Annotated in this window: 23 protein-coding genes and 5 tRNA genes; 20 read left to right on the top strand and 8 right to left on the bottom strand. The window is 70.9% G+C overall.

The features are described 5' to 3' along the window. Positions 1-64: 64 nt before the first annotated feature. Both ACZ3IJ_RS05570 and ACZ3IJ_RS05565 read right to left on the bottom strand, forming a co-directional pair. The gene (locus ACZ3IJ_RS05570) at positions 65-478 is read right to left on the bottom strand and encodes a roadblock/LC7 domain-containing protein (protein WP_352190359.1); all 414 of its coding nucleotides are present in this window, start codon (positions 476-478) and stop codon (positions 65-67) included. Between the two features lie 9 nt (positions 479-487). Beyond that, a complete protein-coding gene (locus ACZ3IJ_RS05565) occupies positions 488-4,189 on the bottom strand; it encodes a sensor histidine kinase (RefSeq protein ID WP_467466395.1) in 3,702 nt (1,233 codons plus the stop codon). Positions 4,190-4,740: 551 nt separating this feature from the next. On the opposite strand from ACZ3IJ_RS05565, the gene ACZ3IJ_RS05560 reads away from it, so the two are divergent. The 10 genes from ACZ3IJ_RS05560 (at position 4,741) to ACZ3IJ_RS05515 (ending at position 9,022) form a co-directional block, all read left to right on the top strand. Beyond that, complete coding sequence (locus tag ACZ3IJ_RS05560; protein ID WP_467466935.1) at positions 4,741-4,929, top strand: hypothetical protein; 189 nt, start codon at positions 4,741-4,743, stop codon at positions 4,927-4,929. 79 nt (positions 4,930-5,008) lie between these two features. After that, positions 5,009-5,794, top strand: a complete 786-nt coding sequence (locus ACZ3IJ_RS05555; RefSeq protein WP_467466394.1) for a fumarylacetoacetate hydrolase family protein — start codon at positions 5,009-5,011, stop codon at positions 5,792-5,794. Continuing rightward, the gene (gene gltX, locus ACZ3IJ_RS05550; protein WP_467466393.1) at positions 5,787-7,262 is read left to right on the top strand and encodes a glutamate--tRNA ligase; all 1,476 of its coding nucleotides are present in this window, start codon (positions 5,787-5,789) and stop codon (positions 7,260-7,262) included. The genes ACZ3IJ_RS05555 and gltX overlap by 8 nt, the downstream gene beginning before the upstream one ends. A 114-nt stretch (positions 7,263-7,376) precedes the next feature. Next, positions 7,377-7,631 carry a hypothetical protein gene (locus ACZ3IJ_RS05545; protein WP_467466392.1) on the top strand — a complete coding sequence of 85 codons (255 nt, stop codon included), beginning with the start codon at positions 7,377-7,379 and terminating at the stop codon, positions 7,629-7,631. A gap of 51 nt (positions 7,632-7,682) precedes the next feature. Then, the gene (locus tag ACZ3IJ_RS05540; RefSeq protein WP_467466391.1) at positions 7,683-8,405 is read left to right on the top strand and encodes an HAD family hydrolase; all 723 of its coding nucleotides are present in this window, start codon (positions 7,683-7,685) and stop codon (positions 8,403-8,405) included. Between the two features lie 93 nt (positions 8,406-8,498). Next, positions 8,499-8,570 (top strand) — tRNA-Gln (locus ACZ3IJ_RS05535). Between the two features lie 42 nt (positions 8,571-8,612). Next, positions 8,613-8,685 (top strand) — tRNA-Glu (locus ACZ3IJ_RS05530). A 61-nt stretch (positions 8,686-8,746) separates the two neighbouring features. Continuing rightward, a tRNA-Glu gene (locus tag ACZ3IJ_RS05525) sits at positions 8,747-8,819 on the top strand. A gap of 16 nt (positions 8,820-8,835) precedes the next feature. After that, a tRNA-Gln gene (locus tag ACZ3IJ_RS05520) sits at positions 8,836-8,907 on the top strand. A gap of 42 nt (positions 8,908-8,949) precedes the next feature. After that, positions 8,950-9,022: transfer RNA gene (locus ACZ3IJ_RS05515), tRNA-Glu, on the top strand. Positions 9,023-9,152: 130 nt separating this feature from the next. Here ACZ3IJ_RS05515 and ndgR read toward each other — a convergent pair. Next, positions 9,153-9,869: an IclR family transcriptional regulator NdgR gene (gene ndgR, locus ACZ3IJ_RS05510; protein WP_005311436.1), complete on the bottom strand. Its 717-nt coding sequence runs from the start codon at positions 9,867-9,869 to the stop codon at positions 9,153-9,155. 140 nt (positions 9,870-10,009) lie between these two features. On the opposite strand from ndgR, the gene leuC reads away from it, so the two are divergent. From leuC to ACZ3IJ_RS05490, 4 genes are all read left to right on the top strand, one after another. Next, on the top strand, positions 10,010-11,434 hold the full coding sequence (leuC, locus tag ACZ3IJ_RS05505) for a 3-isopropylmalate dehydratase large subunit (protein WP_467466390.1): 1,425 nt from the start codon (positions 10,010-10,012) through the stop codon (positions 11,432-11,434). 6 nt (positions 11,435-11,440) lie between these two features. Continuing rightward, entirely contained in the window at positions 11,441-12,034 is a 594-nt protein-coding gene (gene leuD, locus ACZ3IJ_RS05500; RefSeq protein ID WP_467466389.1) for a 3-isopropylmalate dehydratase small subunit, read from the top strand. 104 nt (positions 12,035-12,138) lie between these two features. Then, positions 12,139-12,366, top strand: coding sequence for an SCO5555 family protein (locus ACZ3IJ_RS05495; RefSeq protein WP_147979841.1), 228 nt, complete (start codon positions 12,139-12,141; stop codon positions 12,364-12,366). 143 nt (positions 12,367-12,509) lie between these two features. Then, positions 12,510-13,187, top strand: coding sequence for an HU family DNA-binding protein (locus tag ACZ3IJ_RS05490; RefSeq protein WP_467466388.1), 678 nt, complete (start codon positions 12,510-12,512; stop codon positions 13,185-13,187). 137 nt (positions 13,188-13,324) lie between these two features. Here the strand turns inward: ACZ3IJ_RS05490 and ACZ3IJ_RS05485 are convergent, their stop codons facing one another. Both ACZ3IJ_RS05485 and cofC read right to left on the bottom strand, forming a co-directional pair. Then, on the bottom strand, positions 13,325-13,534 hold the full coding sequence (locus tag ACZ3IJ_RS05485; protein ID WP_391798266.1) for a hypothetical protein: 210 nt from the start codon (positions 13,532-13,534) through the stop codon (positions 13,325-13,327). Between the two features lie 10 nt (positions 13,535-13,544). Next, positions 13,545-14,207 carry a 2-phospho-L-lactate guanylyltransferase gene (cofC, locus tag ACZ3IJ_RS05480; RefSeq protein WP_467466387.1) on the bottom strand — a complete coding sequence of 221 codons (663 nt, stop codon included), beginning with the start codon at positions 14,205-14,207 and terminating at the stop codon, positions 13,545-13,547. 162 nt (positions 14,208-14,369) lie between these two features. On the opposite strand from cofC, the gene ACZ3IJ_RS05475 reads away from it, so the two are divergent. The 3 genes from ACZ3IJ_RS05475 to ACZ3IJ_RS05465 all read left to right on the top strand — a co-directional run bounded on the left by ACZ3IJ_RS05475 (position 14,370) and on the right by ACZ3IJ_RS05465 (position 17,350). Continuing rightward, positions 14,370-15,122, top strand: coding sequence for a lysophospholipid acyltransferase family protein (locus tag ACZ3IJ_RS05475; protein ID WP_467466386.1), 753 nt, complete (start codon positions 14,370-14,372; stop codon positions 15,120-15,122). Continuing rightward, a complete protein-coding gene (locus ACZ3IJ_RS05470; RefSeq protein ID WP_467466385.1) occupies positions 15,119-16,120 on the top strand; it encodes an NAD(P)H-dependent glycerol-3-phosphate dehydrogenase in 1,002 nt (333 codons plus the stop codon). Before ACZ3IJ_RS05475 ends, ACZ3IJ_RS05470 begins: the two co-directional genes overlap by 4 nt. A gap of 90 nt (positions 16,121-16,210) precedes the next feature. Further along, positions 16,211-17,350, top strand: coding sequence for a D-alanine--D-alanine ligase family protein (locus tag ACZ3IJ_RS05465; protein WP_467466383.1), 1,140 nt, complete (start codon positions 16,211-16,213; stop codon positions 17,348-17,350). A 9-nt stretch (positions 17,351-17,359) separates the two neighbouring features. Here ACZ3IJ_RS05465 and ACZ3IJ_RS05460 read toward each other — a convergent pair whose 3' ends face one another. Both ACZ3IJ_RS05460 and ACZ3IJ_RS05455 read right to left on the bottom strand, forming a co-directional pair. Beyond that, positions 17,360-17,854 (bottom strand): DUF3515 domain-containing protein, encoded by a 495-nt coding sequence (locus ACZ3IJ_RS05460; RefSeq protein WP_467466933.1) that lies wholly within the window; start codon positions 17,852-17,854, stop codon positions 17,360-17,362. A gap of 23 nt (positions 17,855-17,877) precedes the next feature. After that, positions 17,878-18,111, bottom strand: a complete 234-nt coding sequence (locus tag ACZ3IJ_RS05455) for an Lrp/AsnC ligand binding domain-containing protein (protein ID WP_352190331.1) — start codon at positions 18,109-18,111, stop codon at positions 17,878-17,880. Positions 18,112-18,296: 185 nt separating this feature from the next. On the opposite strand from ACZ3IJ_RS05455, the gene ACZ3IJ_RS05450 reads away from it, so the two are divergent. Together ACZ3IJ_RS05450 and thiD are read left to right on the top strand one after the other, a co-directional pair. Then, complete coding sequence (locus tag ACZ3IJ_RS05450) at positions 18,297-19,259, top strand: thiamine-phosphate kinase (RefSeq protein ID WP_352190330.1); 963 nt, start codon at positions 18,297-18,299, stop codon at positions 19,257-19,259. Beyond that, entirely contained in the window at positions 19,256-20,047 is a 792-nt protein-coding gene (gene thiD, locus ACZ3IJ_RS05445) for a bifunctional hydroxymethylpyrimidine kinase/phosphomethylpyrimidine kinase (protein WP_467466382.1), read from the top strand. The genes ACZ3IJ_RS05450 and thiD overlap by 4 nt, the downstream gene beginning before the upstream one ends. A gap of 91 nt (positions 20,048-20,138) precedes the next feature. On the opposite strand, the gene rpmB is transcribed toward thiD, so the two are convergent. Next, complete coding sequence (gene rpmB, locus ACZ3IJ_RS05440; protein ID WP_003957616.1) at positions 20,139-20,324, bottom strand: 50S ribosomal protein L28; 186 nt, start codon at positions 20,322-20,324, stop codon at positions 20,139-20,141. A gap of 239 nt (positions 20,325-20,563) precedes the next feature. Between rpmB and ACZ3IJ_RS05435 the strand changes: the two genes are divergently transcribed. After that, positions 20,564-22,144, top strand: coding sequence for a DAK2 domain-containing protein (locus ACZ3IJ_RS05435; RefSeq protein ID WP_467466381.1), 1,581 nt, complete (start codon positions 20,564-20,566; stop codon positions 22,142-22,144). Positions 22,145-22,260 lie beyond the last annotated feature (116 nt).

Here is a 22,260-nt window from a genome sequence, read left to right as displayed (position 1 = left end):
TTCTTGATGCCCAGGGCGGCACGGAGGGGCGTGCCGCCCTGTCGATACATGTGCCGAAACGTGTCTAGTGCAGCAGGCTCCCCTGGAGCTCGGCACGGAGGTCCGGGGTGAGGACACTGCCGGCCCGGTCGACCAGCAGCGTCATCTCGTAGCCCACGAGGCCGATGTCGCACTCGGGGTGCGCGAGTACGGCCAGCGAGGAACCGTCGGAGACGGACATCAGGAAGAGGAAGCCGCGCTCCATCTCCACGACCGTCTGGGAGACGGGACCGCCCTCGAAGATCCGGGACGCGCCCGCGGTCAGCGAGGTCAGTCCCGAGGCGACCGCCGCGAGCTGGTCGGCGCGGTCGCGGGGGAAGCCTTCCGACATGGCAAGGAGCAGACCGTCGGCGGAGACCACCACCGTGTGGGACACCCCGGGGGTGTTGTCCACGAAGTTGGTGATCAACCAGTTCAGATTCTGCGCAGCCTGGCTCATCGCGCTCAACTAGTGCTCCTGCTGGGTGGTGGGGCCGACGTGGAAACTGCCGGTCGTGGAGTTGCCCGCCTGGCGGCCCTGCTGGATGCCGCGGCGCAGATTGGTGAGCCGGCCGCGGACGTCATCGGGTGCACGCGAGACCTGCGGGCCGGCCGTGTGGGCCTGCTCCTGCGCGGTCCCGGGTACGAGGTTGGCGCGGGGTACGCGCTTCGGCAGCCCGGAGGTGGTGATGCCGCCGGCCGCGGGCTTGCGGACCCGCTCGGCCTGGCGCACCAGCTCGTCGTTGGGCGAGGTCCGCCAGGAGGCGGGACCGGCCTGCTGCTGACCGGCGTTGCCGCCGGCCGGAGCGGCGGGGCGCCGCTGAGCCGGGGGAGCGGACGGGCCCTGCGGGGCCTGCCGGCCGTCCGGGCCCATGCCGTTGGAGCGCTGCTGGTCCTGGTCGCCCTGACCCTGGTTGCCCTGACCCGGGCCGCCCTGCTGCTGGCCGCCCTGGCTCTGGTGGAACCAGTTCGTCTCCAGCGTGTCGTACAGCGGGGTACGAGCGTCGGCGGAGGAGCCGGCCGGAGGCAGCGCCTCGGGCTGGCGGGGCTGCTGAAGCTGGGGCTGCTGGGGCTGCTGGGGCAGGTTCCCGCCCGGGCGGGGCGCACCGTAGTCGCCGCCGCCGCGCTGACGCGGGGCCGGACCCTGGGGAGCCTGCTGCTGGTAGCCCTGCGGGGCCTGCTGCTGGGGCGCCTGCTGCTGACCGAAGTCCGGGCGCGGGAACTGGGCGGTGGACGCCGCGTCCTGCGGTCCGGCCTGGTAGCCCTGCGGGGCCTGCTGCTGGGGCGCCTGCTGCTGACCGAAGTCCGGGCGCGGGAACTGGCCCGTGGAGCCCGGTCCCTGCGGCGCCGACGGACGGGCGTACTGGCCCGTGTTCTCCGGCTCCTCGTGACCGCGCGGCGCGTCCAGCGGCGACATGTCCTGCTGCGGGCGGCGGACCGGCTGAGCCTGGTCGTTGCCCCAGCTCGCGGACTGCGGACGCTGCTGCTGCGGGTTGCCACCGGGCAGCTCGCCACGCGAGAAACCGCCCTGGCCCTGCTGCTGCGGCTGCTGACCCTGGCCCTGCTGCCCCTGGCCCTGGTTGGGCTGGCCCTGGTTGCCCTGGCCCTGGTTGGGCTGTCCGCCCCAGACGTCCGTACGGGACGGGATGGCGCTCTGCGCGCCGCCGAAGCCACCGGCGCCGAGGCCCGGCCGCTGCGGCTCCGCGGGGACCTGCGGCATCTGCGCCGTCGGCTGGCCCTGCTGCTGAGACTGCTGCTGTGCCTGGCCCTGCGGCGCGTTCTGGCGCGGAGCGCCGTCGCGACCCGGGAGCGCGGCCCGCGGACCGTTTCCGGCGCCGACCTGTCCACGGGGGGCCGCCCCGGCACCGATCCGGCCGGCGGCGGACGCCGACGGCGGACCGCCGAGGCCCGGACGGGCACCGGCACCGGCGCCTCCGGCCGCGCCGGGACCGCCGGTCAGACGGCCACCGGGAGCGGACGGGCCCTGGGGCATCGCGCCCTGGCCGCCGGCACCCGGCTTGGGCGCAGGCTTCTTGCCGCCGTGGGCGACGTCGACCGGGAGCATGACGAGCGCGGTGGTGCCGCCGGAGTCCGACGGGCGGAGCTGGATACGGATGCCGTGTCGCAGGGACAGGCGGCCGACCACGAACAGACCCATGCGGCGGGAGACGGAGACGTCCACGGTGGGCGGCGACGCGAGCCGCTCGTTGATCGCGGCGAGGTCCTCGGGGGAGAGGCCGATGCCGGTGTCGTGGATCTCGACGAGCACCCGGCCGTCGGGCAGCGCGTGACCGGTGACGCGGACCTTCGTCTGCGGCGAGGAGAACGAGGTGGCGTTCTCCAGCAGCTCGGCGAGCAGGTGCACGAGGTCGTTGACGACGCGGCCGGCGACCTCGGTCGCCGGGACGGCGGCCAGTTCGATGCGCTCGTACTGCTCCACCTCGGAGGCGGCGGCACGGAGCACGTCGACCAGCGGGACCGGACGGGTCCACCGGCGGCCCGGCTCCTCACCGGCGAGGACGAGGAGGTTCTCACCGTTACGCCGCATGCGGGTCGCGAGGTGGTCGAGCTTGAAGAGCGAGGAGAGCTGGTCCGGGTCGGCCTCGCGGGACTCCAGTTCGGAGATGAGCGAGAGCTGACGCTGGATGAGGCCCTGGGAGCGGCGCGAGAGGTTGGTGAACATCGCGTTGACGTTGCCCCGGAGGAGAGCCTGCTCGGCGGCGAGGCGGACCGCCTCGCGGTGCACGTCGTCGAAGGCCGCGGCCACCTGGCCGATCTCGTCCCGGGAGTGCACACCGACGGACTCGACCGAGGTGTCGACATCCTGCGGGTCGGCCTCGGAGAGCTGCTTGACGAGCTCGGGCAGACGGTCCTGGGCGACCTTCGTGGCGGTGTCCTGCAGTCGCCGCAGCGACCGGATCATGGACCGGGCCACGACGAAGGCGCCGACGAGGGAGACGCCGAGGACGAGCAGGATCAGGGCACCGTTGATGATCGCTTCGCGCTGCGACTCCGCGCGCAGCTCACGGGCCTTGGTCTCCATCTTGTCGAGGAGGTCGGCCTCGATCTTGTTCATGGCCGTGATCTTGGTGCCGTACTCGTCCGTGAAGTTGAGGTAACCACGCGGGGCGCGGCCGGCCAGCCCGGAGTCGTTGCTCAGCACCCGGTCCGCGTACTTGTCAGCGGCGTCGATGGACGGGTTGCCGGTGCTCAGCGAGCTGGTCAGCCCGTCGGCGTCGCCGCCGGCCGACTCGAAGATGGTCTGGAACTGCTTGAGTTCCACCTTCTCGCCCTGCTGGGCGGCGTAGCCGTACAGACGGTCACCGGGCTCCAGCTTGCCGGTCCGGCTGTCGTTCGCGGGGAGCGCCGAGGCGATGATCGCCTGCTGGACGGAGGCGTACTCCTTGGCGGACGAGAAGGCCGCGAGGGCACGGGTCCGCTTGATCATCTCGGGGTTGCTGGTCGCCTGAGCCATGTCCTGGGAGAGGCTGAGCAGCGAGCGGATGAGGCGGCTGTACGCCTCGACCGTCACCGAGCGCGCGACGCCGTCCTTGTACGCCTCCTGGCGGATGCCGCCGATCTGGACGACCTGGGACGCGATCTGGCTGACGTTCTGGCGGATGCTCTGCAGCGCCTCGTCGCCCTCGGTGGCCGGGATCTCCGAGGTGGCGTCCATGAACGCCTTCTGGGCCCGGTCGGTGTTCTTCCGCGGGTTCGCGATCTGGTAGTCACTGGCCGACTTGCCGTTGGCCAGCGGGCCGGCGGACAGGTCACGCTCGGCCTGGAGCGCCTTGGCGAGGTCGGTCGCCTCTTCGGTCAGCTTCGTGAGCAGCTGCATGTGGTCGAGCTGCTCCATGTCCTGGAGCGACTCGCTGATCCGGATGCCGCCGAGGCTGGTGGCCGCGACCACGGGGAGGGTCAGCAGGGCGACCAGACGCGTCGAGATGCGCCAGTTGCGGAGGGCTATTCGAGGCCCGACCTCGTTCTCGCCCCTGGGCTTCTTGGCGGCCGGGGCGGTGGACTCGGAAGCGGCGGCCGTCGAGCCGTCGCCACCCGACGCACCCTGACCGGGGTTCTGGGCGTGCTGGGCCGAGGAACCGCGGTCGGTCCCGGCGCGAGGCTCCTGCTCCGCGGCAGCGTTGCTGCCATCCCTCTTGAATCGTCCCTGCACTAGCGTCGCAACCTCTGGACCAGGCGTCCTTCCGGATGAACGGATCGGACGGTGTCGGCGTCTCGGGACGCGAATGCGCCCCAGTGGTGGTCGTCGATGACCGGCGCAGTTCCCCCTTCCCCGCCGCTCACCCGGCGCTGCGTTGCGCCACCTGCGCGCCGGTTTGAAACCCGCGGCGGTGCGTGGAATTCCAGCACAGTGCCGGATCTCCAACAAGGGCCGCGTGTCGGCCACCGGACGGCATGACAACCCGTACGCATCATGTCACCCCACGTAGAAGATGATCATGGATGAATCGGATTTATTACCCCCAAAGGCTCATGGACTCCGTGTGTCCCAGTCGCCATGATCAGGAGCGGAATGAAGCATTCAGTGGGGAAATGTCCGGTTGCTTGACCCCGAAGCGTGGCCCGTAATGTCGGGATCGTCCCGGCAGTGGTGAGCAAACTCACACGTAGATCGATGTCTCCCCCATGCATTCGAAGGGAATTGCACGTTTAGCCTGACGCTTTACACGACCCCCCGTTCTGTAGAGGCCTTCCGCGATGACGATGAAGACGACGATGCTGCTCCGCTCCACGGCCAACCCCCGCCGCACCACGCTCGCCCACCTCGACGACGCCGAGCAGCTCGGCCGGGGTGTGCAGACGGAGCACACGGTCGAGCTGCCCACCCAGACGGCCAACCCCCGCCGCACCGTCCTCATGACCGCCCCCGAGGCCGCGCTCCCCGCACAGTAATCCGCCGGACGGCGTCCCTCGCCGCGTTAGCCTGGAGCGTCAGACTCCAGCCAGTACCAAGTGAGGGGCGACAGCACTCGTGCGCATCGCCAGATTCTCCATCGACGGCAATGTCGCCTTCGGCGCCGTCGAGGGCGAGGGAACCGTCGAGTCCGGCGGTCTCGTCCTCGACATCATCAAGGGCATCCCGTACACCGACTTCGAGCTGAGCGGCACGAAGGTCCCGCTCAGCAAGGTACGGCTCCTGCCGCCCGTGCTCCCCAACAAGGTCGTGGCCATCGGCCGCAACTACGCGGAGCACGCCGCCGAACTCGGCAACGAGGTGCCGGAGGTCCCCGTCGCCTTCTTCAAGCCGACCACCTCCGTGATCGGCCCCGGCGACGCCATCGAGTACCCCTCCTTCTCGAACGAACTGCACCACGAGGCCGAACTGGCCGTGGTCATCGGCCGTATGTGCCGCGAGGTTCCCCGCGAGCGGGTCAAGGACGTCGTCTTCGGCTACACCTGCGCCAACGACGTCACCGCCCGCGACGCACAGCGGCGCGAGAAGCAGTGGGCCCGGGCCAAGGGCTTCGACACCAGCTGCCCGCTCGGCCCCTGGGTGGAGACGGACCTCGACCCGAGCGACCTCACCATCCAGGCCACGGTCAACGGCGAACAGCGCCAGCTGGGTCGTACGAGTGACATGGTCCGCTCCATCGAGGACCTGGTCGTCCACATCACCGAGGCCATGACACTGCTCCCGGGCGACGTCATCCTCACCGGCACTCCGGCCGGGGTCGGCCCCCTCAACGTCGGCGACGAGGTCGCCGTCACCATCGAAGGCATCGGCACTCTCACCAACAAGGTGATCAAGCGTGGCTAACGCGAACATCCGCGTACGTTTCTGTCCCTCGCCGACCGGCAACCCCCACGTGGGTCTGGTCCGCACCGCCCTCTTCAACTGGGCCTTCGCCCGGCACAACGAGGGCACCATGGTCTTCCGCATCGAGGACACCGACGCGGCGCGCGACTCCGAGGAGTCGTACGCGCAGCTGCTCGACTCGATGCGCTGGCTCGGACTCGACTGGGACGAGGGCCCGGAGATCGGCGGCCCCCACGAGCCGTACCGCCAGTCGCAGCGGATGGACATCTACAAGGACGTCGCCCAGCGGCTGCTCGACGCCGGACACGCGTACCACTGCTTCTGCACCGCCGTGGAGCTGGAGGCCCGCCGTGACGCCGCCCGCCTGGCCGGCAAGCCCTCGGGCTACGACGGCACCTGCCGCAACCTGAGCGCCGAGCGCATCGAGCGCTACCGCGCCGAGGGCCGCGAGTCGATCGTCCGCTTCAAGATGCCCGACGAGCCGATCACCTTCACCGACCTGGTCCGCGGCGAGCTCACCTTCACCCCGGACAACGTCCCGGACTACGGCATCGTGCGCGCCAACGGCGCCCCGCTGTACACCCTGGTCAACCCGGTCGACGACGCGCTGATGGAGATCACCCACGTCCTGCGCGGCGAGGACCTGCTCTCCTCCACCCCGCGCCAGATCGCGCTCTACAAGGCGCTGATCGAGCTGGGCGTCGCCAAGGAGATCCCCGCCTTCGGCCACCTGCCGTACGTGATGGGCGAGGGCAACAAGAAGCTCTCCAAGCGCGACCCGCAGGCCTCCCTCAACCTCTACCGGGAGCGGGGCTTCCTCCCCGAGGGCCTCCTGAACTACCTCTCGCTCCTGGGCTGGTCGTTCTCGGCGGACCAGGACATCTTCACGATCGAGCAGATGATCGAGAAGTTCGACATCTCCGACGTGAACGCCAACCCGGCGCGCTTCGACCTGAAGAAGGCCGAGTCGATCAACGCGGACCACATCCGCATGCTGGACGTGAAGACCTTCGCGGCGGCCTGTGAGCCCTGGCTGACGGCGCCGCACGCCGACTGGGCGCCCGAGGACTTCGACCGCGCCGCCTGGGAGGCCATCGCTCCGCACGCCCAGACCCGCCTCACGGTCCTCTCCGACATCACGGCCAACGTGGACTTCCTCTTCCTGCCCGAGCCGGTCTTCGACCAGCCCTCGTGGGACAAGGCCATGAAGGGCGAGCCGGCGGCCCTCCTGACCACCGCCCGCGGCAAGCTGGAGTCGGCCGACTGGAGCGACCCAGAGTCGCTCAAGAACGCCGTCCTGGCCGCCGGCGAGGAGCACGGCCTGAAGCTCGGCAAGGCCCAGGCCCCGGTCCGCGTCGCGGTCACGGGCCGCACCGTGGGTCTGCCGCTCTTCGAGTCCCTGGAGATCCTGGGCAAGGAGAAGACCCTCACTCGCATCGACGCGGCGCTGGCCAAGCTCGCCGCGTAGCGGTCGCAGAGACACGAGAAGGGGCGCCGGCCACATGGCCGGCGCCCCTTCTCGTGTCGTGTCCTGCCGTCCTGCCCGCCGCTCACGCCGCGGGCAGGAGCACCGGCGCGTGCCGTGCGCCGCACAGATCTCGGTGCTGCGCGGGAGCTCCGTCATGTCGAGCACACCCGCCTCGGCGGGCTCGTCGGGACCTCCCTGGGCGACCTGACGGTCGTGGTGGTCGCCGTCGTCCGTGACTGGGCACCGGTCATCCACCCGGTGACGGCGGCGGCCGCCCCGGCCGTCCGCCTGATGACGGGCGTCGTCGCGGGCCTCCACCCGGCGTGGCGCGCGGCCGGGATCCAGCCCGCGGAGGCGCTGCGCCGCTGATCCCGGGCGGAACACCCCACACCGCGGCCGGCGCTGGAGTACGTTCGGGGCATGGCCATCCGCGCGGTCCTCTGGGACGTCGACGACACGATCTTCGACTACTCGCGAGCGGACCTGACCGGCATGCGCGACCATCTGACGGCCGAGGGCCTGGTGGACGGATTCGACTCCGTCGAGCAGGCCCTCCGTCATTGGCAGGAGCTCACGGTCGTGCACTGGCGGCGCTTCGAGGCCGGCGGCGTGGACTTCCAGGAGCAGCGGCGCGAACGGGTGCGGGCGTTCCTCGCGGTGCCCGGCCTGGTCGCCGTGGAGGCCGACGCCTGGTTCGAGCGGTATCTCGCGCACTACGAGGCGGCCTGGGAGCTCTTTCCCGACGCCGTCCCCGTGCTCGACCTGCTCGCGCGTGACTACCGTCACGCCGTCCTGTCGAACTCCTCGATCCACAACCAGGACCGCAAGCTGCGCGTGCTCGGCGTACGGGACCGCTTCGAGGCGGTCGTCTGCGCCGCGGAGCTCGGGGTCGCCAAGCCGGCCGCGGAGGCCTTCCACGCCGCCTGCGCCGCCCTCGGGCTGGCCCCGGAGGAGGTGGCGTACGTCGGTGACCAGCCGGACATCGACGCCCTGGGCGCGGAGGCGGCGGGCCTGCGGGGCATCTGGCTGGACCGGGCCGGGACCGGCGGACGGCCCGAGCTGACCCGGATCACCGACCTCCACCAGCTCCCCGGACTGCTGCGCGGGGATACCCGTTTTGGAGCCCCGGACACCTTCGGGTAATGTTCTTCCTGCGCCGAGGGGAGCAAGCCGAAAGGCAGAAACCCACGAAGCGCAACCTGAACAAGATCCCCCACGGCGGGGATCGCGTTTTGGTGGCCTATGGTGTAATTGGCAGCACGACTGATTCTGGTTCAGTTAGTCTAGGTTCGAGTCCTGGTAGGCCAGCTCGCAGAGCTCATCTGCACGTACGCGGATCTCATCCGCAAAGCCCCCGTTGTGTAGCGGCCTAGCACGCTGCCCTCTCACGGCAGTAGCGCCGGTTCGAATCCGGTCGGGGGTACAGATCCTTCCCGCGGGATCACCTGGGTCGCACCCGGTGAACCCGATGCAGGATCGCTAGGGCCCCCGTTGTGTAGCGGCCTAGCACGCCGCCCTCTCAAGGCGGTAGCGCCGGTTCGAATCCGGTCGGGGGTACTGGTCTAAACCACCATGGCCTATGGTGTAATTGGCAACACTACGGTTTCTGGTACCGTCATTCTAGGTTCGAGTCCTGGTAGGCCAGCTCGCAGAGCTCATCTGCACGTACGCGGATCTCATCCGCAAGGCCCCCGTTGTGTAGCGGCCTAGCACGCCGCCCTCTCAAGGCGGTAGCGCCGGTTCGAATCCGGTCGGGGGTACAGAACGAAGAAGCCCTCCCCTTCGGGGGAGGGCTTCTTCGTCGTTCGGGGTGTGAGGACACAACTCCGGCCCACCGCTGCGGCGTTGAAGCGGTGGGCCGGTCGTACGGGCAGGAAGGGGCGAAGCGCGTCAGCCGTTGCGGCGGAGCGCCTCGGAGAGGCGGGCGGCGGCGTCGATGACCGCCTGGGCGTGCATGCGCCCCGGGTGGCGGGTCAGGCGCTCGATCGGCCCGGAGACCGACACGGCGGCCACCACGCGGTTCGAGGGGCCGCGTACGGGCGCGGAGACGGACGCGACGCCCGGCTCCCGCTCGCCGATCGACTGGGCCCACCCGCGGCGCCGTACGCCCGAGAGGGCCGTCGCCGTGAAGCGGGCACCCTGAAGGCCGCGGTGGAGCCGCTCGGGCTCCTCCCAGGCCATCAGGATCTGCGCCGAGGAGCCGGCCTTCATCGTCAGCGTGGAGCCGACCGGGACGGTGTCCCGAAGGCCGGACAGCCGCTCGGCGGCCGCCACGCAGATGCGCATGTCGCCTTGGCGCCGGTAGAGCTGGGCGCTCTCGCCGGTGACATCGCGCAGATGCGTCAGTACCGGGCCGGCCGTGGCGAGCAGGCGGTCCTCACCGGCCGCGGCGGCGAGCTCCGCCAGGCGCGGTCCGAGGATGAACCGGCCCTGCATGTCGCGCGCCACCATCCGGTGGTGTTCCAGTGCCACGGCGAGGCGATGTGCCGTGGGTCTTGCGAGTCCCGTCGCCGCGACCAGACCTGCGAGGGTGGCCGGACCGGACTCCAGGGCGCTCAGGACAAGGGCTGCCTTGTCGAGAACACCCACGCCGCTAGAGTTGTCCATGCAACGATATTCACGTCTCACTCTGTGAAACGCAAGTTCAATTTTCCGGGGATCTTGCGACCCTGGTGAGGCGGCCGCACAACGGCTCGCGAAACGGGTCTCTAGTTGTGCCGACGTAGACGTCGGCCGGAGGGAAAGCGATGGGTAGGACACTCGCGGAGAAGGTCTGGGACGACCACGTCGTCCGGCGCGCCGAGGGCGAGCCCGACCTCCTCTTCATCGATCTGCACCTGCTGCACGAGGTGACCAGCCCCCAGGCGTTCGACGGCCTGCGTCAGAACGGCCGGCAGGTGCGGCGCCTCGACCTCACCATCGCCACCGAGGACCACAACACCCCGACCCTCGACATCGACAAGCCCATCGCCGACCCGGTCTCGCGCGCCCAGTTGGAGACGCTGCGGAAGAACTGCGCCGAGTTCGGCGTACGGCTGCACCCGCTGGGCGACGTCGAGCAGGGCGTCGTCCACGTCGTGGGCCCGCAGCTGGGCCTGACCCAGCCCGGCACCACCGTGGTCTGCGGCGACTCCCACACCTCCACGCACGGTGCCTTCGGCGCACTGGCCTTCGGTATCGGCACCAGTCAGGTCGAGCACGTCCTGGCCACCCAGACCCTGCCGCTGGCCCGCCCCAAGACCATGGCGATCACGGTCGACGGCGAGCTGCCCGAGGACGTCACCGCCAAGGACCTGATCCTGGCGATCATCGCCAAGATCGGCACCGGCGGCGGTCAGGGCTACGTCCTGGAGTACCGCGGCTCCGCCGTCGAGAAGCTCTCGATGGAAGCCCGGATGACCATCTGCAACATGTCGATCGAGGCCGGCGCCCGCGCGGGCATGATCGCCCCGGACGAGACCACCTTCGCGTACCTGAAGGGCCGCGCCCACGCCCCCGAGGGCGAGGACTGGAACGCCGCCGTCGCGTACTGGAAGACCCTGAAGTCCGACGAGGACGCGGTCTTCGACGCCGAGGTCGTCATCGACGCCGCCTCCCTGGCGCCGTTCGTCACCTGGGGAACCAACCCCGGCCAGGGCGCGCCGCTTTCGGCGAACGTCCCCGACCCGGCTTCGTACGAAGACGCTTCGGAGCGCCTGGCCGCCGAAAAGGCCCTGGAGTACATGGGGTTGACCGCCGGGCAGCCGCTGCGGGACATCAAGGTCGACACCGTCTTCGTAGGCTCGTGCACCAACGGCCGCATCGAGGACCTGCGCAACGCCGCCGCCCTGCTGGAGGGGCGCAAGGTCGCCGACGGCGTCCGGATGCTGGTCGTCCCCGGCTCGGTGCGCGTCGCCCTGCAGGCCGTCGAGGAGGGCCTGGACAAGGTCTTCAAGGAGTCCGGCGCCGAATGGCGGCACGCGGGCTGCTCCATGTGCCTGGGCATGAACCCCGACCAACTGGCGCCCGGTGAGCGCTCCGCGTCCACCTCCAACCGCAACTTCGAGGGCCGGCAGGGCAAGGGCGGACGCACCCACCTGGTCTCGCCCCAGGTCGCCGCCGCCACCGCCGTACTGGGCCACCTGGCCTCCCCGGCCGATCTGTCCGACGTCGCTACGCCCGCGGGGGTCTGAGGAACCATGGAAGCTTTCACCACGCACACCGGCCGGGCCGTCCCGCTGCGCCGCAGCAACGTCGACACCGACCAGATCATCCCCGCGCACTGGCTCAAGAAGGTCACCCGCGACGGCTTCGAGGACGGGCTGTTCGAGGCCTGGCGCAAGGACCCCGAGTTCGTGCTCAACCGCCCCGAGCGGCAGGGTGCCTCGGTCCTGGTCGCCGGCCCCGACTTCGGTACCGGCTCCTCCCGTGAGCACGCCGTCTGGGCGCTGCAGAACTACGGCTTCAAGACCGTCATCTCCTCCCGCTTCGCCGACATCTTCCGCGGCAACTCGCTGAAGAACGGTCTGCTGACGGTCGTCCTCGACCAGTCCACCGTGGACGCCCTCTGGGAGCTGACGGAGGCCGACCCGACGGCCGAAATCACTGTTGACTTGGAGCGCCGCAAGGTGCTGGCGACCGGGATCGACGCCGACTTCGAGCTCGACGAGAACGCCCGCTGGCGTCTCCTGAACGGTCTGGACGACATCAGCCTCACCCTTCAGAACGAAGCCGACATCGCCGCCTACGAGGCGTCAAGGCCGGCCTTCAAGCCCCGTACAATTACGGCCTGAGCAGCGCTTTTCCACGACTGCGCCCCCCACCGTCCGGTGGGGGGCGCAGTCGCTTGTTGAGACCCTGTCGGGCGACAACTCGCCCTAGATGGCACAATCGGTGCATGGAACGCGACAGCCAACTCGAGCTCTACGAGGCAGTCGCCGCCCGATTGAAGGAAGCGCACACAAGAGTGCGCTCACTGCAAGTCCCGGAGGGCGTAAGGATGGCGCTGTCCCGGAAGCTGCTGGTCGTCACGGCAGCGGCGAAGCACGATCTCGCGGACGCGGCAACGCGTCTCGACCGGTTGATGAAGGACCTCGACGAGGGCCGATTCCCTGAAGACGACTGACACCAGGAACTCCGCAACGGCACTTCCGCGTTGCGGCACTAGGGTGATTAGCCCGTTTCGTGTTTGATTTGCGGTATATACATGCCTAACGTGCGAAAAAGCTTGAACACTTTCGTTCTGGCAATGTCTCCGAAGGGGAAGACGTGAACAAGGCGCAGCTCGTAGAAGCGATTGCCGACAAGATGGGCGGTCGCCAGCAGGCGGCCGACGCCGTCGACCACGTGCTCGACGCCATCGTGCGTGCCGTGGTCTCCGGAGACCGTGTCTCGGTCACCGGCTTCGGCTCGTTCGAGAAGGTCGACCGTCCGGCCCGGTACGCCCGTAACCCGCAGACGGGTGAGCGCGTGCGGGTCAAGAAGACCTCGGTTCCGCGCTTCCGTGCGGGTCAGGGCTTCAAGGACCTGGTCAGCGGCTCGAAGAAGCTCCCCAAGGGCGGCGAGGTCGCGGTCAAGAAGGCGCCCAAGGGCAGCCTGATGGGCGGCGCCTCGGCGACCGTGAAGAAGGCGGCGGCCAAGAAGGCCACCACCGCCAAGAAGGCAGCCGCGAAGAAGGCGACCACCGCCAAGAAGGCGGCCGTCAAGAAGACCACCGCGGCGGCCAAGAAGACGACGGCGGCGGCCAAGAAGACCAGCGCCGCGGCCAAGAAGACCACCTCGGCGGCGAAGAAGGCGACCCCGGCGAAGAAGACCACCACCGCCGCGGCCAAGAAGACCACCGCGAAGAAGACCGCGCCGGCGAAGAAGGCCACGGCGAAGAAGGCGCCCGCCAAGAAGACGACGGCGCGCAAGACCACCGCCAAGAAGACCGCCGCGAAGAAGTAGAAGTAAGCGGCACAAGGGTCGAAGGCCACTCACACGCCGGGCCGGGCTCCCCTCGGGGAGCCCGGCCCGCGGCGCGTCCGCACGCTCTTCGGCTCGTGGCCGCCGCCCTGTTCGGCCCAGTGAGCCGGACCGGTCGCTCAGAGGGTCTGCAGCGTCACCAGCGTGATCCGCAGCCCCGCGCCGCTCGCGCCGGGCTCCGTCTCGATCCGCACCCGCTGCCCCGGACGCAGGAGCAGCAGCCCGCCCGCGTCGAAGGCCTCGGCCCCGAAGTCCACCGGGGTGCCGTCGTCGAGCAGCACACTGCCGCTGCGGGTCTCGGGGTCGTACGTGTACGCGGTCGCCTGCATGGGCCGCAGCCTATCCGGCCGCGCGATCACCGGCCGCACGATCCCAGCGGGCGGCCGTCCGCGGACCGATCCCCAACGCCAGCGCGGCCGCCAGATCCTCGCCGGTGTCCACGTCCCGGCGTACGGAATCCACCCCGGCCAGTCTGATTTCCACGGCCCCCGACGACAAATGCCTGAGCCGCGAAGCGCCTCCGAATGCAGGTGCCAATTCCACCCCAGGGCCCGCCGAGAGGAATGTCGTACCTATTTCGGCGGCATCCGCGAGAAATGTCCGGGGGAATTCACAGGCGGCATCGAGGACCCGGGCCAGTTCCTCCGGCCGCAGCGCGGGCAGGTCCGCGTTGAGCGCCGCCACGCGCGCGTGGGGCCGGGCGTCCCGTACCGTCCGCGCCCCGTGCGCCAGCGCCGCGTTGAGCCCGGCGGCCGGGGAGTCGGGCACGATGCGCGCCCCGAGCGCCGTCAGCGCCACCGCGGCGGCCTGATCGTCCGTGACGACCGCCACATCCCGCACCCGCCCGCATTCCAGCGCCGCGGCCACCGTGTCCTGCGCGAACGCCAGCGCGAGCCGTGGACGCAAGCCGCTCCCGGCGGTCGCGGCGAGCCTGCTCTTCGCCCGGGCAAGGGGCTTCAGGGGTACGACCAGGGACCAGCCGTCGTCCGGATCGATGTTCATCGCGGCCCATTGTGACCCGGCACCACGCCCCCGCGTCCGACGAGCCGGAGAGCCCGGCGCCCGGCGCCCGCGCGATCTCGGGGCGTACGGTGTTCTCGACAGACCAGGAGCATGGGGCGACACTTGGCCCCCTGCACGCCAGTCCCAGAGGAAGGTGCACGAGTGTCCCGCCGCAGAATCGGCTTCTGGTACCGCCTGGCGGCGGTCATCGCCAAACCCCCACTGGTGGTTCTGTTCAAGCGGGACTGGCGCGGAACGGAACACATTCCGGCCGACGGCGGATTCATCACCGCCGTCAATCACAACTCGTATCTGGACCCGCTGTCCTACGCGCATTTCCAGTACAACACCGGACGTGTCCCGCGCTTTCTCGCCAAGGCCGCTCTCTTCAAGGGCTCGTTCGTCGGCACCATGCTCCGCGGCACCGGACAGATCCCCGTCTACCGCGAGACGACCAACGCCCTGGACGCCTTCCGGGCCGCCGTCGACGCCATCGAGCGCGGCGAGTGCGTCGCCTTCTACCCCGAGGGCACCCTCACCCGCGACCCCGAGATGTGGCCCATGGCGGGCAAGACCGGCGCCGCCCGCGTCGCACTCCTCACCAAGGCCCCGGTCATCCCGGTCGCCCAGTGGGGCGCCAACCTCGCCATGCCGCCGTACGCCAAGGAGAACAAGCTCAGCCTGTTCCCGCGCAAGACGCTGATCGTGCAGGCCGGTCCGCCCGTCGACCTCTCCCGATTCCACGGCCAGGAGCCCACGCCCGAGGTGCTGCGCGAGGCGACCGAGGTCATCATGGCGGCGATCACGTCGCTTCTGGAGGACGTCCGGGGCGAGAAGGCGCCGGCCGAGCCGTACGACCACCGCAGGGCGCGTCTGGAGCAGCGGCGCAAGGCCGCCGGGGAGGGCACGAAGTGACCAAGGCAGCCGTATTCGGAACCGGGTCCTGGGGTACCGCCTTCGGCATGGTGCTCGCCGACGCGGGATGCGACGTGACGCTCTGGGGCCGCCGCGCCGAGCTCGTCGAGGCCGTCAACACGACCCGCACCAACCCCGACTACCTCCCGGGTGTCGAACTCCCCGCGAACGTCAGGGCCACCACCGACCCGGCCGAGGCCGCCCAGGACGCCGACTTCACCGTCCTGGTCGTCCCCTCGCAGACCCTCCGCGCCAACCTCGCCGAGTGGGCCCCCAAGCTGGCCCCCCACACCGTCCTCGTCTCGCTGATGAAGGGCGTGGAACTCGGCACCGCCGAGCGCATGAGCGAGGTCGTCATGGAGGTCGCCGACGTGCCCGCCGAGCGCGTCGCCGTCCTGACCGGTCCCAACCTGGCCAAGGAGATCGCCGCCCGGCAGCCCGCCGGTGCCGTCGTCGCCTGCGCCGACGAATCGGTCGCGCGGCGGCTCCAGGCCGCCTGCATGACCCCGTACTTCCGCCCGTACACCAGCACCGACGTCGTCGGCTGCGAGCTCGGCGGCGCCGTCAAGAACGTCATCGGGCTCGCCGTCGGCATCGCCAACGGCATGGGGCTCGGTGACAACTCCAAGGCCACCCTCATCACCCGCGGCCTCGCCGAGACCACCCGGCTCGGCCTCGCCATGGGCGCCGACCCGCTCACCTTCTCCGGCCTCGCCGGCCTCGGCGACCTGGTCGCCACCTGCTCCTCGCCGCTCTCCCGGAACAACACCTTCGGCACCAACCTGGGCCGCGGGATGACCCTGGAGGAGACCATCGCGGCGACCAAGCAGACCGCGGAGGGCGTCAAGTCCTGCGAGTCCGTGCTCGATCTGGCCCGCCGCCACGGGGTCGACATGCCGATCACCGAGACGGTCGTCTCGATCGTCCACGAGGGCAAGCCGCCGATCGTCGCCCTCAAGGAACTGATGTCGCGCAGCGCCAAGTCCGAGCGCCGCTGAGGCTCGCGCCGGGGCGCGCGCTAGCCCGGACGCGCGCGGCGGGCCGGGGCTCTTAAGCGGATCGAACACGCAAGGTACGCTCAACGCGATATGAGCGAGAACACCCAGAGCCCCCGCAAGCCGCGCGTGGCCGTCGTCTTCGGCGGACGCAGCTCCGAGCACGCCATCTCCGTCGTCACGGCCGGCGCCGTCCTCAAGGCCATCGACCGGACCAAGTACGACGTGCTGCCCATCGGCATCACCACGGACGGGCGCTGGGCGCTGACCGCCGACGCCCCCGAGCGGATGGCGATCGCCGACCGCACCCTGCCGAACGTCACGGACCTCGCCGAATCCGAGCAGGGCGGCGTGGTCCTCTCCGTCGACCCGGCCAACCGCGAGGTCGTGTACACCGAGCCCGGCTCCGTGCCCAAGGCCCTCGGCGAGGTCGACGTCGTCTTCCCGATGCTGCACGGTCCGTACGGCGAGGACGGCACCCTCCAGGGCCTCCTGGAGCTCTCCGGCGTCCCCTACGTCGGCGCGGGCGTGCTCGCCTCCGCCGTCGGCCAGGACAAGGAGTACATGAAGCGGGTGTTCACCTCCTTCGGGCTGCCCGTCGGCCCGTACGAGGTCATCCGGCCGCGCGAGTGGGAGCAGAGCCCCGCGGCGGCGCGCAAGAAGATCGTCGAGTTCGCCGCCGACCACGGCTGGCCGCTCTTCGTGAAGCCGGCCCGTGGCGGCTCGTCCATGGGCATCACCAAGGTCGACGACCTCTCGGGCCTGGACGAGGCCATCGAGGAGGCCCGGCGCCACGACCCCAAGATCCTCGTCGAGTCGCTGCTGCGCGGCCGTGAGATCGAGTGCGGCGTCCTGGAGTTCGAGGACGGCCCGCGCGCGAGCGTGCCGGCGGAGATCCCGCCCGTCACCGACCACGACTTCTACGACTTCGAGGCCAAGTACATCGACTCGGCGTCCGGAATCGTCCCCGCGCCGATCGGCGACGAGGCCACCGCCGAGGTCCAGCGGCTCGCGGTCGCCGCGTACGAGGCGGTCTCCTGCGAGGGCCTGGTCCGCGCCGACTTCTTCCTGACCGAGGACGGCGGGTTCGTGATCAACGAGATCAACACCATGCCGGGCTTCACCCCGATCTCCATGTACCCGCGCATGTGGCAGGAGAGCGGTGTCGGCTACCCGGAGCTGGTGGACCGCCTGATCCAGGCGGCCCTCGACCGCTCCACGGGCCTGCGCTAGCGGAAGGCGCTAGTCGCACTCCGGTTCAAGGGCGCAGGGCACGGTCTTCTGCACGGGGGCGGCGAGATCGACGAGCGGTCCGATGTCATGGGCGAACCGCTCGTCGAGGCTCACCTCGATGTACGTCTCGCGATACACCGAGGTGAACCGGGGGCCGTCGCCCTCCCGCTGCTCCAGCATCCAGCGCACGCCGTCCGCCGAGACGCCCTGCGTCTGCGGATCGCTCATCTTCTCGGGCCGGGGGACCCCGCAGCGCAGTACGATCGCCGCATCCCCCCACCCGGCGGTCAGCTCGGAGTCCGGCTCAGGATCGTTCCGCTCCAGCTCCGCCACGGTGTCGGGAAGCTCCTTCGCCAGAGCCTGGCAGAGGGTCGCCTCCCCGGCCGGCGGGCTGGGAACCGGGATCGAAGCCTTCGCGTCCGTGGAGGAGCAGCCCGCGGCGGTCAGCAGCAGCAGCGCTGCCGCGACGGCGGCGGGCAGGCCGAAAGGCCGGTGAGAAGACATCACCGGCCAAGGGTAGACGGGGGCTACAGATGCACGACCGGGCAGGTGAGGGTCCGCGTGATGCCCTCCACTTGCTGGACCTTGGCGACCACCATCCGGCCGAGTTCGTCGACCGTGTCGGCCTGGGCGCGGACGATGACGTCGTACGGTCCCGTCACGTCTTCCGCCTGGATCACTCCCGCGATCTTGGAGATGGTCTCGGCGACGGTCGACGCCTTGCCCACCTCGGTCTGGATGAGGATGTACGCCTGTACCACGGAACCTCCAGGGCGGCCACGAGGATCTTGTGGGAGAAAGAGACGCCACGGTACCGCGTCGCCGCGGGCCGCGGGGAGACCTGCGTGCCCCGAGGCGCCCACAGTGTGGCGTAGACAAGACAGCAGTTGACGGTCTAGACGGTTCCTCATTGACGGTACCGCACGACAACACGAGGTGAGACGCGGTGAAGGGCACAGTAGGAGAGTTGGGGGAGTTCGGGCTCATCAGAGAGCTCACCTCCCGGCTCACCTCCACCCCGGCGGTGCGGATCGGACCCGGCGACGACGCCGCGGTCGTCTCCGCACCCGACCGGCGCGTGGTGGCCAGTACGGACATCCTGCTCGAAGGACGTCACTTCCGCCGCGACTGGTCGACGGCGTACGACGTCGGCCGCAAGGCCGCTGCGCAGAACCTCGCCGACATCGCCGCCATGGGCGCCGTCCCGACCGCTCTCCTCCTCGGCCTGGTCGTCCCGGCCGAACTCCCGGTCACCTGGCCCACCGAGCTGATGGACGGTCTGCGGGACGAGTGCCAGGTGGCGGGCGCGGCCGTCGTCGGCGGCGACGTCGTCCGCGGCGACACCATCACCGTCGCCATCACCGCCCTCGGCGACCTGCGCAACCACGACCCGGTGACCCGCGGCGGAGCCCAGCCGGGCGACGTCGTCGCGTACACGGGCTGGCTCGGCTGGTCCGCGGCCGGCTACGCGGTGCTCTCCCGCGGTTTCCGCTCCCCGCGCGCCTTCGTCGAGGCCCACCGGCGGCCCGAGCCGCCCTACCACGCGGGCCCCGCGGCCGCCGGGCTCGGCGCCACCGCCATGTGCGACGTCAGCGACGGGCTCATCGCCGACCTCGGCCACATCGCCGAGGCCAGCAAGGTCCGCATCGACCTGCGCTCGGGACTCATCGACATTCCCACCCAGATGAACGACATCGGCCAGGCCGTGGGCGTGGACCCGCTGCAGTGGGTGCTCACCGGGGGAGAGGACCACGCGATCGTGGCCACCTTCCCGCCGGACGTGAAGCTGCCGGCCCGCTGGAAGGTCATCGGCGAGGTCCTGAACCCCTCCGCGCTGCCGCAGGTCACCGTGGACGGTGCGCCCTGGCACAGCAAGGGCGGCTGGGACCACTTCGGGGGTCACGAGTGACGCCGCCGCCGCTCGTCCTGACCGTCGCCGGATCCGACTCCGGCGGCGGCGCGGGCATCCAGGCCGACCTGAAGACGATGCTCGCCCTCGGCGTCCACGGCATGAGCGTGATCACCGCCGTCACCGCGCAGAACTCGCAGGGCGTGCGAGGCGCCTGGGAGCTCCCCGAGGAGGCCGTGCGGGCCCAGTACCGCGCCGTCGTCGACGACATCGGCGTCCAGGCCGTCAAGACCGGCATGCTCGCCTCCGCCGGGCTGGTCGAGACGGTCGCGGAGCTCCTCGCCGGGACGGTCGCGCCCGTCGTCGTGGACCCGGTCGGCGTCTCCAAGCACGGCGACCCGCTGCTCGCGGCCTCGGCGCTGGACTCCGTACGGACGAAGCTGCTGCCGGTCGCCACCGTCGCCACGCCCAACCTGGACGAGGTGGCGCAGCTCACAGGCGTACGGGTCGGATCGGAGGCGGATCTCCGGGAGGCCGCGGCCGCGATCCTGTCGTACGGGCCGCGCTGGGCGCTCATCAAGGGCGGGCATCTCGACGGGGACGCCGTGGACCTGCTCACCGACGGCGACGAGGAGCACTGGCTGCGTGCGCCGCGCCACGACAACCGGCACACCCACGGCACGGGCTGCACCCTCGCCTCGGCGGTAGCGTCGGGCCTCGCGAAGGGGCTCGCCGTACCGGAGGCGGTGCAGGAGGCGAAGGCGTACGTCACCGGGGCGATCGCGGCCGGCTTCGCGCTGGGCGCGGGGATCGGCCCGGTGGACCACGGCTGGCGCTTGCGCGCCTAGCGGGCGCCGGGCATGGCAAAAGGCCGGTTCACCAAGGTGAACCGGCCTTTCAAGGCAACCGCAGGGGCTGCGCTACGACGAAACGTCGGCGTTAGCGCGAGACCTTGCCGGCCTTGATGCACGAGGTGCAGACGTTGAGCCGCTTCGGCGTCCGACCGACCACGGCACGCACACGCTGGATGTTCGGGTTCCAGCGACGAGACGTACGGCGGTGCGAGTGCGAAATGTTGTTGCCGAAGCCCGGCCCCTTGCCGCAGACGTCGCAGTTGGCAGCCACGGGTCACTCCAAAGACTTCAGATTTACAGTGAAACCGGCGCACCGGAATCAGAGTTCTGAAGTGGCTTGCCGGGGGAATGGCCCGACTCTCGCCGGGCAACCGAAGCAGCATACAACGGCTGCTCCCGTAGAACGAAACTACCACGGACATCGCGGCCCCCGCCCCGGCCCCAGGTCACGAGCGGGTCTACCCTGCGGTGAGCTCACCGCAGAAGGCCGCCTAGCAGGAGGATCACCAGTTGCCGCAGACCGCGCAGACCCTGGACGCCGCAGCGGTCCGATCCTGGTGCGTACGGGCGCTGGACGCGCTCGGCCGGGAGCGCGAGGAGATCGACGCGATCAACGTCTACCCGATCGCCGACGGCGACACCGGAACGAACCTGTACCTGACGGTGGAGTCCGCGGCCCAGGCGGTCGAGGCGGTCTTCGCGGCGGACGATCCCGACGCGGGTGAGGTCGTACGCGCCATGGCGCACGGCGCCCTGATCGGGGCCCGGGGCAACTCCGGGACGATCCTCTCGCAGCTGCTGCGCGGCATGGCGTCCGTGCTCGCCGACGGGCGCGACGGCGAGCACCTCGCCCGCGCCCTGGCGGCGGCCGCCCGCGCGGCCCGGGAGGCCGTGGCGCACCCGGTCGAGGGAACGATCCTGAGCGTGGCGACGGCGGCCGCGGACGCGTGCGGGAGCGGCGGAAGCCTGGTGGCGGTGGCCAGAGGGGCGTACGAGGGGGCCAGGACGGCCCTGGAGGCGACCCCCGGACAGTTGGCCGTCCTGGAGCGCGCGGGGGTCGTGGACGCGGGCGGACGGGGTCTGGTGGCGGTCCTCGGGGCGCTGGTGGAGGCCGTGTCGGGCGAGGCGCAGCTGCGCCCGCCGACGCGCGCGGTGCCCGCGTCCTCGCCGGAGGACTGCGCCCCGAGGGGCGGGCCGGCCTTCGAGGTGATCTACCTCCTTGAGGCCGAGGACGCGGCCGTGGACCGGCTACGGGCCAGGCTCGACGGGCTCGGCGACTCCCTGGTCGTGGTGGGCGGGGACGGGCTGTGGAACGTGCACGTCCACGTCGACGACGCGGGTGCGGCCGTGGAGGCCGGCGTGGAGGCGGGTCGCCCGTACCGGATCCGCATCACGCACTTCGCGGGCGCCTCGGAGGCCCGGGAGCGGCTGCAGCGCGCCGTGGTGGCGGTCGTACCCGGTCAGGGGCTCGCGGGCCTGTGCGCGGAGGCGGGCGCGACGACGGTGCTGGCCGGACCGGGGGCGCCGCCCGCGAGCGGGGACCTGGTCGACGCGATCCGGCGGGCCCACGCGCGCGAGGTCGTACTGCTGCCCAACGACACCGACCTGCGCCACACGGCGGGCGCGGCCGCCGAACAGGCCCGCGCCGAGGGCATCCGCGTCGCCCTGATCCCCACCCGGGCGGCCGTCCAGGGCATCGCGGCGCTGGCCGTCCACGAGCCGGACCGGCGCTTCGACGAGGACGTCGTGGCGATGACGGCGGCGGCGGGCGCGACCCGCTACGCGGAACTCGCCGTCGCCGAACGCCAGTCCTTCACCTCGGCGGGCGTCTGCCAGGCCGGCGACGTCCTCGGCCTGATCGAGGGCGACGTGGCGGTCATCGGCCAGGACCTCGCGGAGACGGCCCGCACGGTCCTGGACCGCATGCTCTCGGCGGGCGGCGAACTGGTGACCCTGATCGTCTCGGACGAGACGCCGCCGTCCCTGTCGGACTCCCTGGAACGCCACGTCCGTGAGACGTATCTGGCGGTGGACACGGCCACGTACCACGCGGGCGCCGGGGCCCCGCCCCTCCTGATCGGCGTGGAGTAGCCGGCGGCCCCGGCCCCCCGGGGGGGGGCCCCCCCGGGGGGGCGGGCCCCCGGGGGGCCCCTGCCGGCACCGGGGGGCCACCCCCGCGTGCCGGGAAGGACCCGCCAGCCCCACGC

Source organism: Streptomyces sp. NPDC013317 (assembly GCF_055563155.1).
Note: the sequence above shows the minus strand (reverse complement) of the source record. Positions and strands in the feature narration are given on the sequence as shown.

Excerpts from the sequence above, each read along its gene's own strand:
- ACZ3IJ_RS05570 (WP_352190359.1), bottom strand. The coding sequence starts at position 478 with ATGAGCCAGGCTGCGCAGAATCTGAACTGGTTGATCACCAACTTCGTG.
- ACZ3IJ_RS05560 (WP_467466935.1), top strand. The coding sequence starts at position 4,741 with ATGAAGACGACGATGCTGCTCCGCTCCACGGCCAACCCCCGCCGCACC.
- ACZ3IJ_RS05540 (WP_467466391.1), top strand. The coding sequence starts at position 7,683 with ATGGCCATCCGCGCGGTCCTCTGGGACGTCGACGACACGATCTTCGAC.
- ndgR (WP_005311436.1), bottom strand. The coding sequence starts at position 9,869 with ATGGACAACTCTAGCGGCGTGGGTGTTCTCGACAAGGCAGCCCTTGTC.
- leuC (WP_467466390.1), top strand. The coding sequence starts at position 10,010 with ATGGGTAGGACACTCGCGGAGAAGGTCTGGGACGACCACGTCGTCCGG.
- leuD (WP_467466389.1), top strand. The coding sequence starts at position 11,441 with ATGGAAGCTTTCACCACGCACACCGGCCGGGCCGTCCCGCTGCGCCGC.
- ACZ3IJ_RS05495 (WP_147979841.1), top strand. The coding sequence starts at position 12,139 with ATGGAACGCGACAGCCAACTCGAGCTCTACGAGGCAGTCGCCGCCCGA.
- ACZ3IJ_RS05485 (WP_391798266.1), bottom strand. The coding sequence starts at position 13,534 with ATGCAGGCGACCGCGTACACGTACGACCCCGAGACCCGCAGCGGCAGT.
- cofC (WP_467466387.1), bottom strand. The coding sequence starts at position 14,207 with ATGAACATCGATCCGGACGACGGCTGGTCCCTGGTCGTACCCCTGAAG.
- ACZ3IJ_RS05465 (WP_467466383.1), top strand. The coding sequence starts at position 16,211 with ATGAGCGAGAACACCCAGAGCCCCCGCAAGCCGCGCGTGGCCGTCGTC.
- ACZ3IJ_RS05460 (WP_467466933.1), bottom strand. The coding sequence starts at position 17,854 with ATGTCTTCTCACCGGCCTTTCGGCCTGCCCGCCGCCGTCGCGGCAGCG.